We start from the raw sequence: 16,749 nt of genomic DNA, 5'->3' as shown, positions 1-16,749 counted from the left end.
AAATGAATCTTTCGCTTGCGACAAAACCCTTTTTTACCGCTCTCTGAGCGGCTTCTGTTAATAAATGACTCATTTTCGATTGTTGATTTTACTTCCTTGAGAAATAGCTCCCGGAAATCCTTTTATGATATCAATTTACGAAAAATAGCCTCATTATCCTAATCTTTTTTTACCTTTTCCTTAAGTAAACGGCATTGATGTGCAGATTATAGACCATTTGAAAATTTGAGAATTTGAAGATTTGAAAATGTGAAAAATTTTGTTCTGGACCGGAATTAAACGAATTAATGAATTGACAGAATTCAAAAAATTCCTCAATTCGTTTAATTCCGGTTCAGACAACACATCTGAATTCCCGAACCTCGCAACGCGAACCTCGCCCGCGAACCCCATTACAAATTACACCAATAAGTCCACTTTACTACCAGTTGGCGGTTTTTAACGGTATAGGGCGAGGGGATGGAGTTATCCCCGTAAACAATAAAAAAATCTGATGCCGGTTTGTAGCGCCACTGCAGGCGCACATTGGTATTGATGTTTTTTACCTGACCGTTGTATTGTACATAAGTGGTAAAATATAGAGTGTTGCTTAATGTGATGTCTGCCTTAGGGCCAATGAGCCAAAATTGGGTATCGCCATAAGGCTGGGGCAGGCGCAGATCATTAAATGAGGAGTTTACAAACAGGTTAACATAAGGCTGAAAGCGATAGCCAAGTTGAGCAATCAGGCTGGTGCGGTTTCCGTCATAGTAGCCGCCGTGCAGCCCTTCTAAAAGATAAGTAAATAGCGCCTGCGGCTTCGATACAAATTGCATGTCAACCGTGTTCCAGTGGTGTTGCGAACCAATGGGTAATGGCGTTTTGCCGGTATTGGTTGGGTCGAAGGGAACCAATAGTTTGATATAGGTATTAATGCCCGATACCGTAAACGTGCTTTTGTTCCGCAGCGTCATTATGTAGGCTAAAGTGCTTTCGTTATCTGTACGCTTAAAGTTCTCGTTAAAATAATAGTTGCTGGTTAACTGAATGCCATGCATCAGCACATCGCCGCCCTTGGGAAAAAAGTTATGCAAAATTAGCGGACTGATCTTGTTGTATCCAACCCTTGGTACGTATCCAACCCCGGCGGTATAATTTTTGCCCACATATTCGTCTTGCAAATAAACCGTCCAATACTTGCTTAAGTATTGCAGGTGGGCAGCCGCAACCAGGTCGTGCCCCTTTAAGCCGGGTGTAAATGATTTCAGCCCCAAAAGCTTGCCGGTCCATAAATTGCTTGGCGAGGCCAGGTTGTATTCCACACCAAAGTTACGGTTATAGGCATTGCCCGGAGTTGAGGTGCCCGTGGCGTCTTTATTGATAAACATAAACCCAATGTTGGAGCGGCCAAAAACGCGTCGCTGCATGGTGAGCACACCATAGTTTTGGGCAGGGGTAAGGGCATCGTTAGATGTGCCGGTTTGTATATCCATCAACCCAACCCGCCAGTCTTTATCCAGTTTGCCGGTAAGCCTGGTGCCAAACCGGATTGGTGCGTTTAATCCTATACGCCGCGAAAAAAACGGCCGGATATCGGCGTAGCCAAAGTTTGCAAACAGGTCGCCGTTCTCTAGAAAAAACTGCCTCTTTTCGGGGAAAAACAGTTCATACCTGTTCAAATTAACCACTTGCTGGTCTACATCAACCTGCGAAAAATCTGGGTTAACGGTAAGGTCGAGGTTAAGCGACGAGGTAAGGCCGATTTTGGCGTCGCCGCCTATTTCTTTTTTCCAATCGGTTTTAGTTCCGGCTATGTAATCTTTTGATATGCCTGTAAGCGCGTAGGGAATAAGCGAGATGTTGGTTCCTGCATCGGGCGGTAATTCGTCCCAAACCAATAACCCGGTATAAGCCAATGATGCGGTGGGGAACTGCCTTGGTACCGGCGCCCAGCTCGATTTTTCGGTACTTATCAAATCGTTCCGGCTAAAGTTAATGCCCCATTGGCCAACGCCCTTTTTATAACGAATGCTTTTAAAGGGGATGGCCGCTTCAAATACCCACTTATCGGGATAGTTTTTTACCACCGAGGTCCATTTGTTATCCCAGCTCAGGTCTACCTTGCCGCCCTCGTACATGGTGCCATCCCATTGGGCGCCTGCAGCATTGGCCCCAAAGCTAAAGCCGTCTGTACGGGTATCAAAGGGATCCAGAAAAAATATGAAATTATCGTTTTTTTGAAAAGCGAAATCGCGTTTCAGCGATTCTACCATATACTGGCCTGGCCCGGCAGTATAGCAAGTGGCTATAATGTACAGGTTATTATTATCAAAGGTCATCCGTACTTCGGTATGCAGCCTGGCCAGGCTGGTATCCATAGGCATTACCATAAAAAAGCTGGCCGCCGAATCGGCTGTATGCCAGGCCTCGTCCATAACCCCGTCAATAGTTATTGGTGCCGATGTTTTGCGGATATGATATTGAAATGCTGAATTCTTTTTTTGTGCCGATGAAGTAAACGGCGCAAAACAAAAAACCAGCAATAACAATATAATTTGAAGGGGCGACAGGCGTTTGGTTGGCTTCAACAGATTTTAATTTTATTTTTCGAAATGCTTAAACACAAATCAGCCTGCATTTTATTGCAGGCTGGTATATTTTTCCGAAAGATAATAATTAAGAGAGAAGAATTAATGTAGAAATAATTTCCTTTTCAATTACCACAAGAGCTTTCTGTCTTGACTCCTGATTCTTAACTCTTGATTCTTTTTTACAAGTTAACTACCATCGCCTTACCGCTGTATTTAACCACTTTGTCGGCTTTGCCTGTTATTTCCACATCCGATCCGTGTGCGCCTTTAACCAGCACAATGTTAAATGTGTGGCTTTTGAGCATGCCCTTAAAGTGGCCTTTGGTATCAGATATGGTTAGTTTACGGGCTTTATCGTTCCAGGTAAAGTTGGTGGTGGCAAAAGCACCTTTTTCGTAATTGTAATTCTCGTTTTCGTCTTCATACAATTTGAATGTACCATCGGCACCAGGATAAATCCTTAGCTCGATGTTATTGGCAGGTTTTTCTGTGGCGTATTCCATGTGTGGGCCCATTGGGATAATAGAACCGGCTTTTACATAAAGCGGCAATATCTCGATAGGGGCTGCAGCACTGATGGTTTGGCCGCCATCAAGTACTTCGCCTGTCCAAAAGTTGTACCATTTGGTTGCAGCGGGCAGGTAAACCTGGCGTGCTTTAGCCTTTTTATCAGCATTTGATGATGTATACAATTGCTCGGTAACCGGGTTAACCATAAAGGCAGGGCCAAACATGTATTGGTCTGGAATGCCATATACTTTTTCATCGTTCCTGAAATCAAATGTCAGGGCACGCATCATGGTATAGTTTTCGGTAGTTACCTTGCCGGCCAGCGAGTAGATGTATGGCAGCAGGCGGTAACGCAGTTTATCAAAGTTTAACAGGATGGCTTTGGTATTGGCATCCCAGTTGTCGCTAAATAATGCACGCTCGCCTTTACCGTGGATGCGGAAGATAGGGGAAAACGCGCCAAACTGAAACCAGCGGGTAAACAGTTCACGCTTCTCTGGCAGCGACCAATCGGCAGCTTTCCAATGGAAGTGGTAACCGCCGATATCTGATGTCCAGTAAGGCAAGCCAGATGCGCAGGCATTGATACCCTGTGGCACCTGGTTTTTGAAATCTTTAAAGGTACACTCAATATCACCCGACCATAATGTAGACGCGTTGCGCTGCTCGCCGGCAAATGACTGCCTTACCAAAAAGAAAGCGCGTTTGTTTGGAATATCCCTGCGCCAGCCTTCGTAAACGCCTTTGGTATGTTGTAACGAGTAGGTGTTAAAATAGTCAATCCCCTTGCCTATGCTGAAATTACTTTGACGGCGGGCATCCTGCAAAGCGCCGTTATCAGGCTCGCACTGGTCAATCCACCAGGCATCAAAACCGTACCGTTTTACCAGGCTATCACGAGCCTGGTCCCAATACAATTCGCGGGCTTTAGGGTTGTGGGCGTCGTAATAGGTATCAAAAGTATGGGTAACCACATTATCCCAGGTAATATCGGTTAAGCCGCCCATTTTTTCAAGGGCATCATAGTTGGGGGTACCTTTGCCAAATACGGGCCATATCGAGATCATGGCATGGATGTTTGCCTTGTGCAGTTCATCAACCATTTGTTTTGGGTGAGGGTAACGCTCGGGCTTCATCACGTGCGAGCCAATTGGCAACGGATCCCAGTAATACCAGTCCTGTACAATTACATCAACCGGGATGTGGTTATTGCGGTAATTGTCTTTCACGGTTATGATCTCTTTCTCGCTCATGTACCTGTCCTGCGATTGGAAAAGCCCGTAAGCCCATTTGCCAAACATTGGCGCACGGCCGGTTGCTATACGATATGAATCGATAATATGATCAAAAGAAGGGCCGTAGAAGAATAAATAATCTACCTGTTTACCACTTTCAGATACATATTTGAATTTGGTATTATCAGCCTCGGCGCCATAAAAATTTGATGCCGAATAGTTGTCCCAAAGTAAGCCATAACCCTTGGTTGAAAGCAAGACAGGGATGGCACCGGTAAGGTATTTGATAAGCAACTCCTGGTTGCGGCCCTTATAGTTGATGGATAAAGAATCCAGTGGATGGCAGCCCAAACCGTAAAGCGCCTCGTTTACCGGCGAGGTAAACTGTGTGCTTACATTATAGGTACTGATACCTGCAATAGTTGCGGGTGTTATCGTTTTATTTTCGTTGTCTTCGGCGGTAATTACGTTGCCTTTTAAGTCGGTATAAGTAATGGCGTTGGTGGCCTTGTTCACTTTTACCTTCATTTTTGCCGTGGTAATTATTACCTCGGTTTTGGTTGATGTTACCTGGTAGGCAGTGGGTGTTTTCCAACTGTTAACCACCACCAGCGATGGCTTGGTTTCAAAGGCATCAAAAATGGTATATTTTACTTCGATGATGTCGGCGCTGCGCACAAGCACCTTCATCAGGCCTTTATCTAACGAAAAGGTAACGCCGTCTGTTCCTTTTTTAAAGGATTTAACAGCAGCATTTGCAGTAATTGTGGCCATAGCGCCTGCCAGCAAAATAAACAACGCAATCGATTGTTTTATTTTTGCATTTAAGGTGGGTAACATTTTAAACATATTGAACAGTAGTAAATTAGTTTATAATAAGTGTAAGAATAACACCTGTTTTGAAAACGTGAATATAGGTACTTTTTTTAATTGGAGAAAAAAAAATTGCAGTAAGGCGAAGACTCACCCGCCGGCCCGCCTTTGGCGGGCGGCACCCTCTATCCGGTTATCGATCAATGTCATTAAGTTTAAGTTAAGGAGTTAAAGTCGATTTAATATCGAACACCGAATGTCCAATATCGAATAATGAAGGAAAAACTCGGCGTTGGACATTCGAAATTCAGTGTTCGATATTATTCGTTTCTAAACTGTTTGAAGTCCTTTGCTGTACGAGTCTCTTCGAACCATTATGCCTGTAGTCTCCAGACTACAGGATTGTGAGAGAAAGTATTAATGTTATGTTGTTTTCATCGCGCTGGGTTGAGCCATTGTAGTTTTGAACTACAGACATAGTGATTCGAAGTCTCGTCGAACAGCGGGGTTTTAAACCAACGCTGTTTAATTTTTGGCTTTAACAGCGTGGCCTGTATCATTTTTATTTGATTAGTCCATCCGTTTTTTGTATATTTGAGTGTATCCCGGCAGGGCGGTTATCATTGGTTGATAACCGCCCTCGTTTGTTAAAAAAACAAAGGTTATGAGACTTTTTTTTGATTTAAGTGTTTGAAAATAAGTAAATTAAAAATTTAACGGGGTGCCAAAAGTGATAGAAGGGTGTCAGGAAAGTAAACTAAAAGTAGTTAAAAGTATACTAAAAGTGTGTCAACTGTATTCGTAGGTATAAGGTTTTATATTTTCTGCAAACACCACGTAGTCATGCACCGTAGGTTTTGAACGTTGGTTGTTTTTATGGGTTCGTAAAGCGTGCCGTTTAGCGCAAAGCCATAGCGCAGCAGGATTTGTTCATCTACCAGGAAACGTTCAGAACCGTCGGGGAGCAGGAAACGGTTGTTGTTATCAACAGGCTTCACCAGGTTTTCAATCCCGATATCTGATGCCAGCCGGGCAAAAAAGTAACCGCCGGGTTTAAGCACCCGCCAAAGCGAGTGTACCATGTTGTCGAAATGTTCAATACTCTTTGCAAAATGTAAAACCGCGCTGCAAATTACCAGGTCGAAAGTGTTATCAGGGTAAGGCAGATCTTCAACTCCGGATACCGCAAAGTTTGACGGGGGATTAGCCGGCGCTAACGTGGCGGATAATTGCTTAACCGCATCAACAGCCGCGGGGCTTTGGTCAACACCATAAACATCAAACCCGTTTTGTAAAAAGTAAACCAGGTTACGGCCGCCGCCGCAACCGGCATCCAATACAGTTTTGCAGCTGTCAAACCGGCCTTTCAATAACTGATCGAACAGGTAAATATCAATATTGCCAAATGTTTGCTGAAGCTGATTTTGCATGGCGAAAATTAAGAATAATATGAAAATTCCTTAACTTTAATTATGGCTACAGATATGTCTATCTTCATGCAATTTATGCGTAGTTTTTTACTGCCATTGCCCGGTGTCACCGAGAAAATGTGCTTTGAAGATCCAGCCTTTTATGTAAATGGTAAAATTTTTACCAGCGTAAAATTGGGGAAAGAGCTTTTGGGTATCCACACTACCGAGCGTGAAAAATGGATGGAGCGCGATCCGCATACATTCTTTATTACTCCGCACTATCTCAATTATAAATACATGCTGGTATGCCTTGAAACAGTATCTCCGGATGACGTAAAAACCTTGTTGATAACTGCCTATCGTGCGCGAGCAACAAAAAAACTGGTAAAGGAATACGAAGCAATGATGGCTGCCGGGTAATTACTCCTTTTCATCCAACTTGTTACCAAAAACAGCGCGCAGATTTAGAGGTAAAACAATTACTTTTGCCTACCTATATAACTATATGATAAAATTGTACCTGAGTTGCTTTCTGACCCTTACTATAGCTATAAATGCCACCGCCCAAAGTAAAAAAAACATACAGAAAGATACCACGCGTCTTAAAACAGTGACCGTACGCGGCTACCTGAGCGAACAGCCGGTGTTGAGTGTACCGGCTTCGGTGAGCGTATTGGGTGCCGTACAACTAAAGCTACAGCCCGATAATTCATTTGTTACGGCGTTAAATACGGTTCCGGGTATCAGGGCCGAGGAGCGTTCGCCGGGGAGTTATCGTTTATCCATCCGCGGCAGTTTGTTACGGTCGCCATTTGGGGTGAGGGATGTAAAAATTTATTTTGATGAGATTCCCTTAACGGATGCCGGGGGTAATACTTACCTGAATGCTATAGATATAGGCAGCATAGGCAGTATCGAAATACTAAAAGGCCCCGATGGCAGTTTGTTTGGCGCCAACTCCGGCGGAGTAGTTTTATTAAGCCCTGTTAACCGTTACAGCGATGACAGTTATTTATCGGCAGGTATCAATACCGGCAGTTATGGCCTGTTTCACGAGAAAGTTGCGCTTCAGCAGCGTTCGGGGGCAAATCTGTTTAATATCAGCCAAAGTTTTCAAACCTATCATGGTTACAGGCAGCATAGCGATATGCACCGCAACTATATTCAACTGGCCGACAAATGGAATTATAGCGGTAAAAATGAGTTAAAGGTGCTGGGGTTATACTCTAACCTGGCTTACCAAACCCCCGGCGGCTTAAACCTGGCGCAGTTTACCGCCAACCCTACACTGGCGCGGCAGCCAACGGCGACTTTGCCAGGCGCAATACAACAGCAAATTGGTATTACTACTAAATTGTATTTAGGCGGGTTGACTAACGAATACCATTTAAGCGACAGGATCAGGAACGTGCTATCTGTTTTTGGCAGCCATGTTGATTTTGCAAACCCATTTATTACCAATTATGAGCAACGTAAGGAAAATACTTATGGATTGCGTACTTATTTTGAACTGGCCGGTAATCACCAGGAAAACCTGGATTGGAAGGCCGACCTGGGGATAGAGTGGCAGCAAACCAATTCGCAGATCAGTAATTATGGCAATAAAAAGGGGGTAAAGGACACTACCCAAACCAGCGATAATATTCACACCAACCAGCATTTTATCTTCGGACGCTATTCGGCAGATCTGTTTAAACGCCTGCACGTGGAAGCTGCGCTGAGCCTGAATTGGTATGACTTTGATTTTAAAAATATATACCCGCTTAACCAAAGCGCGTTTACCAACCGCAATTTTACGCCACAGTTAATGCCAAGGCTGGCCTTAAGCTACCAGCTTACCAATAACTTTATTTGGCGGGCATCAGTAAGCCGCGGCTACTCAACACCAACCACTGCCGAGGTGCGGCCTACTGATAATATTGTAAATACCAGCCTGCATGCCCAAACCGGCTGGAACTACGAAACCGGTTTCCGCCTGCGTAACCAGGACGAAACTTTGCTGCTTGACGCATCGGTATTTTATTACCGCATCAGCAATGCCATTGTACGCCGTTTAAATGCCAACGAAACAGAACACTATATTAATGCCGGCGGCACCAATCAGCCTGGTTTTGAGCTATCGTTCACAGATTGGATTGTCCGCCAGAATAGTACCCATTTTATCCGGGGCCTTCAGTTTAATGAATCATATACTTACAGCGGGTTTACTTTTCGCGATTATACGGTTACCAGCACCAGCTATTCGGGCAACAGGCTAACCGGCGTGCCAAGGCATGTGTTTGTATCCAGCCTGCAACTGAAATTCTCGGCAGATCTTTCGCTGTTTGCACAACATAACTACACTTCAAAAATACCGCTGAATGATGCCAATACAGTATACGCCGGGCATTATAACCTGTTACAGGCCAGGATTAGCTGGCAACCAACAATAGGCCGTAAAACACGGTTAGAGATTTTTGCTGCCGCGGATAACATCCTGAACCAAAAATACAGCCTTGGGAATGATTTAAACGCCGTAGGGAACAGGTACTATAATGCTTCGCCTTTAAGGAATTATAATGTGGGAGTTAATGTGAGGTTGTAAGGGATTGGGAATTTCGGATGTTCAATTTCGGATTTATTTTTTGGACGTCGTCTTGCCCATGACGTATAGGGTTTCCAAGGTGCGCAGGCCCGTCACCCTAAGTAATAGCCCTTTTTGTGATCTCATTACTTCTTCAGAATTTCGCGAAATTTTATCACTCAGGATGACAAAAAGTATTTACGAAACACCTCATCGGGAACTTGTTTCGGCATCCCAAGTGCAGGTTTGCTATATGGAAGTTGGGCAACATGGCGTCTGTCGTCCAGTAAGATCCTGAAGTAATCAGGATGATATTTTATTCAAATTTTCCGGAAAATTTATTTAAATGTGTAACCTATACTAACGCCGCCGGCAGCAATAATGCCTTCATCACAAAATATCGGTACAAAACCTATTCTTAAATTGATGCCCCGTTCCTGGGGCTGGTAACGGTAGCCAATTGTAGCTGTGCCAATAAAGCCTGTAATCCTGTCGAAAATAAATGTTTTGCCATTGCTGTTGCCATGCGAGTTTAAGAAGGTAGTGCCGCCGCCAAGTTCAATAAGGCTGTTGCCTTTCCCTAACAGGTAATTTATTTGTATCGGAACAGAAAAAACATTATTGCCGTCAGTTGCAAAATAACCTGCACCGGCCCTAAAGCCTAGCCCGGTACGCTTGTGGCCAAAGCGCATATCGTAATTTAGTGTTAAAGCAAGGCCAGGCCCGCCAATTTCAAAAAAAGCTGTTTGGGCGCGCTCTCCTTCTGGTTCAGTGCTTGTCGAATCAACTTTCGTGGTATCTATTACCACTGTTTTGTTACCGGTTGGATGTGATCTTTTAACGGTATCCGTCATATTGGGCTCAACAATTTGTGCAGATGCGGTAAGTCCAGACAATAGGAACAGCGTAAGAATAATTCCATTGAGCGTAAAAAATTTCTTCATTATTTAGGTAAGTTGAATTAATATACAATTCATGTTGTATTACGCTAAAGGGAAATAAAAGGTTTCAAAAACGGCGACCCGTGGGTGTAAGCGATGGAGTTGGTTTGATTACCAGTTGAATAAAAACAATGGAAATCAAATATCGGCGGTAAATTGGTTAAAATATACGGCACCCCTTACAAACAAAAAAGGCACCAGATGAGGCGCCTTTTTTGTTTAGTTTAAAACGGGTTTTGTTTCTTCCTTAACGGAAAGGTCAAGCGGTTCGCTCACCTTTTCATCCAGCAAGGCAAGTTTAATTACATCGCGCATGTCGGTTACGTAATGGAAATTCAAATCCTTAATATAGTCCTCTTTAATTTCCAGGATATCTTTCTGGTTTGATTTGCAGAGGATAATCTCTTTGATGTTGGCGCGTTTGGCTGCAAGTATTTTTTCCCTGATACCACCAACAGCCAAAACACGGCCGCGTAAGGTTATCTCTCCTGTCATGGCCAAATTTGGTTTTACTTTGCGCTGCGTAAATGCCGAAACCAGGGCTGTAAGCATAGTAATACCGGCCGATGGGCCATCTTTTGGCGTAGCGCCGGCTGGCACGTGTACATGCACATCCCAAAGGTCAAACAGCTTAGGATTGATGTCAAAATAACCGGCATGCGCCCTTAAATATGCCAGGGCAATAGTTACCGATTCTTTCATCACATCGCCCAGGCTGCCTGTAAGCGTTAAACGGCCTTTGCCGGGACTTAAACTTGCTTCAATGAACAGGATATCGCCGCCTACCGATGTCCAGGCCAGGCCTGTTACAACACCGGCTACATCGTTGCCTTCATAAAGGTCTTTATCAAATATGGGCGCTCCCAATATTTTTTCGATATCTTTTTTATTTACAGCCGGATTGTAGGGCTCTTCCATGGCAATATTTTTGGCAACGCCACGCACAACTGAGCCTATTTTTTTCTCTAAAGAACGAACGCCCGATTCGCGGGTATAATCAACAATGATCTTTTCCAGGATGTCGCTTTTAAGGGCGATATCTTTTAATTTTAAACCATGCGCCTCGCGTTGTTTGGGTACAAGGTGTTGTTTGGCAATTTCTATTTTTTCTTCGATGGTATAGCCGTTCACCTCAATAATCTCCATCCTGTCCAGCAAGGCAGGCTGAATGCTGCTTAACGAGTTTGCTGTCGCGATGAACATTACGTTGGACAGGTCGAAATCCATCTCCACATAATGGTCGTAAAAAGTGCTGTTCTGTTCAGGATCCAGTACTTCCAGCAAGGCCGACGATGGATCGCCACGAAAATCATTCCCTACTTTATCAATCTCATCCAAAATAAATACAGGGTTTGCAGCGCCCGCTTTTTTTACCGATTGGATAATGCGGCCCGGCATTGCGCCAATGTAGGTTTTACGGTGGCCACGAATCTCCGCTTCGTCGCGGATGCCGCCCAAAGCCATGCGTACATATTTGCGGCCCAAAGCCTTGGCGATAGATTTACCCAGCGAGGTTTTACCAACTCCGGGAGGGCCAACCAGGCAAAGGATGGGGGCTTTCATGTCGCGTTTTAACTTAAGCACGGCCAGGTACTCAATAATACGTTGTTTAACCTTATCCAATCCAAAATGGTCTTTATCCAAAACCTTTTGGGCGCGTTTTAAGTCAAAGTTATCTTTGGTAAACTCATTCCAGGGTAAATCAAGCAATAACTCCAGGTAGTTTATCTGTACCGAATAATCTGCCGCGGCAGGGTTGGTGCGGGCAAGTTTTTCCAATTCTTTGGCAAAATGGTCTTTAACCTCTTTGGCCCATTTCTTTTTAACGGCGCGTTGCCGTAAACTGTCTATCTCTAAATCAGGAGAGTTGCCGCCCAGTTCTTCCTGTATAGTTTTAAGCTGCTGATTTAAAAAGTAATCGCGTTGCTGCTTATCCAGGTCCACCCGTACTTTGCTCTGGATCTGGTTTTTTAACTCCAGCATCTGCAAATCAAGCGTAAGGTGCTCCAGTACCAGGTTAATTCTTTCGCGTAAACTGGCAACCTCCAGCAGGCGTTGCTTGGCAGCCATATCGGCATTCATGTTTGATGATATAAAGTTGATCAAAAATGAAGTGCTTTCAATATTGCGGATGGCTATACCTGCTTCGCTGGGGATATTGGGCGATAGCTGGATGATATTCATGGCCATATCCTTTATTGAGGATACCATGGCCTTAAACTCTTTATCCTCTTTTATTTTGGTTTCGTAAAAAGGCTCAACGGTTGCTTTAATATAGGGTTCTGACTGAACCTCATCTTTTAAAACAAAACGTTTTTTTCCCTGTAGGATAACGGTGGTATTACCATCTGGCATTTGCAGCATTTTTATGATGAGCGCAATGGTGCCTACTTTGTTCAACTGGCTAAAATTGGGGTCTTCAATACCCACATCCTGTTGCGCAACTACCCCAATCATCCGGTTGCCTTTATTGGCATCGCGGATAAGTTTGATTGATTTATCCCTGCCAACAGTTATCGGGATAACAACCCCGGGAAACAGCACAGTATTGCGCAGTGGCAGTATAGCCAGTACATCAGGCAGTTGCTCGTTGTTCATTTCCTCCTCGTCTTCGGTAGACATTAAAGGAAAAAACTCTGAGTCTTCGTTTATAACCGGTAAAGCGTTTTTAAAATCGAATGGATCGAAACTCATTAATATATTTTTTGTGTAGAAAATAACGTCATGTTGTCAGCCCATAAAATTGCAGGGCGTGTAATATACAGGTAATTGATGGTTAAAACCTGTGCTGCTTTATGTTTCAAGAGCTGTGCCAAGTTGTGTTAATAAAGAATAACAATTGATTTGGTGCTGTAATGTTTTGATTATATGGTAATTGTAAATTTAACACCTATTTTTCAAATTAACCGGATTTTGTTGTTAAAGATGAAAAAAAGTCATAGTATCGCTTTCCCGATTAACGTACCTGATGGAATTATTTTTAATAAATTTAATTTTGGCATAATAATTCGAAGGAATGTTAGTTAATGATATACAATTTGTTCACCATTAATCCGTTGATGAGGCTTTCAGTCATTTTACCATTCCTGCTACTGTCAACCATTGAAACTACATTGGCGCAAAGCGCTTATGTAAAAATGGGGCAGCAAGCTGTTATGGATGGCGATTTCAGATCCGCAGTAGCCCACCTCGAAAAAGCCTGTATCACCGATTCTACCAATGCCAACGCTTTGTGGATGCTGGGCTATTCTTATTATCATAGCGACAATTACAAAAAATCAATAGCTGCTTACACCCGCGTAATTGCCATAAAACCGGCAGATGCTACGGCTTACTATTACAGGGCCAGGGCAAAAAGCTATTTAGGCAGAGATAACCAAACAAAGGATGCCGATAAAGAACTATATTTATTAGGCGCAATTGTCGACCTTACCAAAGCCATATCTATCAACGACGATCCGAGCGATAGCAAATACTACCAAAACAGGGGGATTGCTTATCGCGAATATGGCATATTCAAGTTGCAAACAAACTCCCGCTTTTATGACAGAAGCCGCGGTATAAATTCATTAAAAGCCTCTGTAGCCGATCTTGAAAAGATATTGAATGCCAACCCGGGCCGTAACGATATCGCAGCGCTTATCGATCAATCAAAAGAAAAGCTGAACCAGGCAAGTTCAACGGCAGCTACAAAACATTAAACCCGATTGTCTTTTTTTACGCGACAATTATAGATATGTTATCATATTTATATTTAAATTTGATTTGAATTTATGGCGAATTATAACGACGGGGATCATAATGTTAAAGTAGGGCTTACTTTGATATTGTGGGAAGAGGATAATGTTTTTTATCAGTATTCTCCACAGTTGGATTTGACGGGATATGGTAAAACTAAAAATGAAGCAGAGCAATCTTTTCAGTACGTTTTACAAGATTTTATAAAATATACACTACACAAAGGAACTATATTTGAAGAGTTGGAAAGGCTTGGCTGGACAACTAATAAAAAGAAAAAACGACTACACGCACCCGGAGAAGAACAACTTTTAGAAGATAATGAAACCTATAAAGAGTTGATCAATATGCCCGGCATTCTTAGGTCTACTACTGACTTTGCCCTTTCTTTATAGAAAATGAGTACTCGTCATTTGCGTAATATTTCGATATCTCAATTTGAATCTTTTTTAGAATTAGCACTTTGTCAGTTTAAGAAGAATGAAAAAGGGCATTGCCAGTATACCCGAGCGGATTTGAACAGGCCTATCGTTTTTCAAAATCACATAGATCCTATTCCCGAATTTATTGTTAAGAATCTTTTAAGATTATTTCCCTACAGTAAGGATGACTTTTTTGATATTTTAGAAGGCTCTAAAATAGTGAACAGAAAAAGCCCCAAAGTATTTGAGTTGATAAATAAGAAGGTTTCCGATTAATTACCATTTGCCTTGTGTAATGACGGATTTCATAGTCGTTTGCAAGCTGAAACCGATTTCAACGTTTCAATACCCCTCTTATCCTATACAAATTCTTCCCCATCAACCTCACCTGCTGCGATTTTTCTATCTGGTAAACTGAATCGGGAAAGTAGCTTAATTTTTCGTGGGTTTCGTAAAGCAGGTTTTTAGTATGGTTAAATATTACAATCCATTTTACGTTATCACCCTCTTTTTTTATCACAACCTCGGTTGTACGTAAATCAGGTGTTTTGGCCTTGTAAATAATCAGCGAATCGGTATTTAAAACGCTATAGCTATTTTTCCAGGCGGGGCGGTTAATATCTGATAGGATGAAAAGGTTAAATTCCTGCCCCCAGTTTGGAATTTGTACAGTTTTGCTTTCTGTAACGCCGTTGTGGGTCACTGTCTTATCAACCCGTGGATTTAGTTTGGTGAGCCTGGCGGTATCGGCTTTAAAATAGCCTGCTATATCAAAATATTTTAAGGTGCCATTTGATTGCGTTTTATCGGGCCTGCAGGCTTGCAAACCCGATAAAAGCAAAAAGCCACCCAATAGGGTGGCAACAGGAGTCAGTTTCAGTTTATACCAATACATTACCGGTCATTTCCGCGGGGATATCAACCCCCAGGATTTTTAAAATTGTTGGGGCTATGTCGCCCAGTTTACCATCGTTTACATGGGTTACATCTTTGTCGATTACAATACAAGGCACCAGGTTGGTGGTGTGGGCTGTGTTTGGCGTACCATCTTCGTTAATCATATAGTCGGCATTACCGTGATCGGCAATAATGATAAAGCTATAGCCATTGGCTAAGCCGGCTTCAACAACCGCTTTTGTACAGGCATCAGCTGTTTCGGCAGCTTTAACAACCGCGCTAAAAACACCGGTATGACCAACCATATCGGTATTGGCAAAGTTCAGGCAAACAAAATCGGGCCAGCCGCTTTCCAGTTCGGGAATGATGGCATCGCGAATGCCAGCCGCACTCATTTCTGGCTGCAGATCATAAGTCGCCACTTTAGGCGAGGGCACCAGCAAGCGTTTTTCGTTATCAAATTCGCGCTCTCTTCCGCCTGAGAAGAAGAAGGTTACGTGCGGATACTTTTCTGTTTCGGCAATACGGATCTGCGTTTTGCCCGCGTTCTGCAAAATTTCGCCTAATGTTTTGGTCAGGTCTTCTTTATTAAAAACCACCTGCACGTTTTTAAATGTTTCATCATATGGCGTCATAGTGATGTAACGGATATTTAACGGGTGCAGGTTATATTCGGGGAACGATTTTTGGGTTAATGCTATGCTGATCTCGCGGCCCCTATCGGTACGGAAGTTAAAGCAGATTACCACATCGCCATCTTTTATAACGGCTAAAGGCTTACCATCGGCATCAACCTTTACAATAGGTTTAATAAACTCATCGGTAACGCCATCTTCGTATGATTTTTTAATCAGGTCGGTTATGTGTTGCGTGGCTTCACCTTCACCATTTACCATCAGGTCATAAGCCAGTTTAACGCGTTCCCAGCGGTTGTCGCGGTCCATGGCATAGTAGCGGCCGATAGCTGTGGCTATCTTTACTGATGTGCCTTCAATATACGCTTCCAGTTCGGTAACAAAACCTAAGCCCGATTTAGGGTCGGTATCGCGTCCGTCTAAAAAAGCATGAATAAACACGTTGTTTACATTTAGCTGTTTTGCTGCATCGCAAAGGCCCTTTACATGCCTAATGTGTGAGTGTACACCACCATCAGATACTAAACCGATGAAGTGAACATCCTTATTGTTTTGTTTGGCATACTCAAATACATCTTTTAAAACCGGAATGGTGGGTAATTCATTATCATCAACGGCCTTATGAATGCGGCCTAATTCCTGGTAAACCACGCGGCCTGCGCCAAGGTTCATGTGCCCAACTTCGGAGTTGCCCATTTGCCCTGCCGGTAAACCTACCGCTGTACCCGATGCTTCCAGTTTAGAATTTGGGTAGGTTTGCAGCATCGAATCAACAAAAGGAGTGTTGGCGGCAAGTATAGCGTTCGATTGGTCGTTACGGCCGTAACCCCAGCCATCAAGGATAATTAATGCAAGTTTTTTTTTATTTTCCACATTGCAAATATAAATGCAACAATGTACTTATGGCTATAAATTTTGAATTTAGATTTCTACCTGCTCACTGCCGATTGTTAGGATAATAATTGGGGGCAAAAACAGTTATAACTAAGCATCGGCCTAAAAAAACATATGTC

12 protein-coding genes are annotated in these 16,749 nt (G+C 43.1%); 5 read left to right on the top strand and 7 right to left on the bottom strand.

Going from position 1 to position 16,749, the window contains the following annotated elements:
• Positions 1 to 392: 392 nt before the first annotated feature.
• The 3 genes from AC1DXF_RS24105 to AC1DXF_RS24095 form a co-directional block, all read right to left on the bottom strand.
• Positions 393 to 2,567 (bottom strand): carbohydrate binding family 9 domain-containing protein, encoded by a 2,175-nt coding sequence (locus tag AC1DXF_RS24105; protein WP_477451259.1) that lies wholly within the window; start codon positions 2,565 to 2,567, stop codon positions 393 to 395.
• A 182-nt stretch (positions 2,568 to 2,749) separates the two neighbouring features.
• Positions 2,750 to 5,155 carry a glycoside hydrolase family 31 protein gene (locus tag AC1DXF_RS24100; RefSeq protein WP_477451258.1) on the bottom strand — a complete coding sequence of 802 codons (2,406 nt, stop codon included), beginning with the start codon at positions 5,153 to 5,155 and terminating at the stop codon, positions 2,750 to 2,752.
• Positions 5,156 to 5,943: 788 nt separating this feature from the next.
• Positions 5,944 to 6,558 (bottom strand): class I SAM-dependent methyltransferase, encoded by a 615-nt coding sequence (locus AC1DXF_RS24095; RefSeq protein ID WP_477451257.1) that lies wholly within the window; start codon positions 6,556 to 6,558, stop codon positions 5,944 to 5,946.
• Between the two features lie 42 nt (positions 6,559 to 6,600).
• On the opposite strand from AC1DXF_RS24095, the gene AC1DXF_RS24090 reads away from it, so the two are divergent.
• Both AC1DXF_RS24090 and AC1DXF_RS24085 read left to right on the top strand, forming a co-directional pair.
• Positions 6,601 to 6,960 (top strand): MmcQ/YjbR family DNA-binding protein, encoded by a 360-nt coding sequence (locus AC1DXF_RS24090; RefSeq protein ID WP_477451256.1) that lies wholly within the window; start codon positions 6,601 to 6,603, stop codon positions 6,958 to 6,960.
• Positions 6,961 to 7,045: 85 nt separating this feature from the next.
• The gene (locus AC1DXF_RS24085) at positions 7,046 to 9,124 is read left to right on the top strand and encodes a TonB-dependent receptor (RefSeq protein ID WP_477451255.1); all 2,079 of its coding nucleotides are present in this window, start codon (positions 7,046 to 7,048) and stop codon (positions 9,122 to 9,124) included.
• Between the two features lie 317 nt (positions 9,125 to 9,441).
• Here the strand turns inward: AC1DXF_RS24085 and AC1DXF_RS24080 are convergent, their stop codons facing one another.
• Together AC1DXF_RS24080 and lon are read right to left on the bottom strand one after the other, a co-directional pair.
• Positions 9,442 to 10,047, bottom strand: coding sequence for a hypothetical protein (locus tag AC1DXF_RS24080; protein ID WP_477451254.1), 606 nt, complete (start codon positions 10,045 to 10,047; stop codon positions 9,442 to 9,444).
• 216 nt (positions 10,048 to 10,263) lie between these two features.
• On the bottom strand, positions 10,264 to 12,738 hold the full coding sequence (lon, locus tag AC1DXF_RS24075; RefSeq protein WP_477451253.1) for an endopeptidase La: 2,475 nt from the start codon (positions 12,736 to 12,738) through the stop codon (positions 10,264 to 10,266).
• Between the two features lie 365 nt (positions 12,739 to 13,103).
• On the opposite strand from lon, the gene AC1DXF_RS24070 reads away from it, so the two are divergent.
• The 3 genes from AC1DXF_RS24070 to AC1DXF_RS24060 all read left to right on the top strand — a co-directional run bounded on the left by AC1DXF_RS24070 (position 13,104) and on the right by AC1DXF_RS24060 (position 14,480).
• Positions 13,104 to 13,745 (top strand): tetratricopeptide repeat protein, encoded by a 642-nt coding sequence (locus tag AC1DXF_RS24070; RefSeq protein WP_477451252.1) that lies wholly within the window; start codon positions 13,104 to 13,106, stop codon positions 13,743 to 13,745.
• Between the two features lie 72 nt (positions 13,746 to 13,817).
• On the top strand, positions 13,818 to 14,177 hold the full coding sequence (locus tag AC1DXF_RS24065) for a hypothetical protein (protein ID WP_477451251.1): 360 nt from the start codon (positions 13,818 to 13,820) through the stop codon (positions 14,175 to 14,177).
• A gap of 3 nt (positions 14,178 to 14,180) precedes the next feature.
• A complete protein-coding gene (locus AC1DXF_RS24060; protein ID WP_477451250.1) occupies positions 14,181 to 14,480 on the top strand; it encodes a hypothetical protein in 300 nt (99 codons plus the stop codon).
• Between the two features lie 58 nt (positions 14,481 to 14,538).
• Here the strand turns inward: AC1DXF_RS24060 and AC1DXF_RS24055 are convergent, their stop codons facing one another.
• Positions 14,539 to 15,099, bottom strand: coding sequence for a hypothetical protein (locus tag AC1DXF_RS24055; protein WP_477451249.1), 561 nt, complete (start codon positions 15,097 to 15,099; stop codon positions 14,539 to 14,541).
• A complete protein-coding gene (gene gpmI, locus AC1DXF_RS24050) occupies positions 15,086 to 16,609 on the bottom strand; it encodes a 2,3-bisphosphoglycerate-independent phosphoglycerate mutase (RefSeq protein ID WP_477451248.1) in 1,524 nt (507 codons plus the stop codon). The genes AC1DXF_RS24055 and gpmI overlap by 14 nt, the downstream gene beginning before the upstream one ends.
• Positions 16,610 to 16,749: the final 140 nt, after the last annotated feature.

It is taken from the genome of Mucilaginibacter sp. P2_A5 (assembly GCF_056404995.1).
This window is presented reverse-complemented; position numbering and strand designations above follow the sequence as displayed.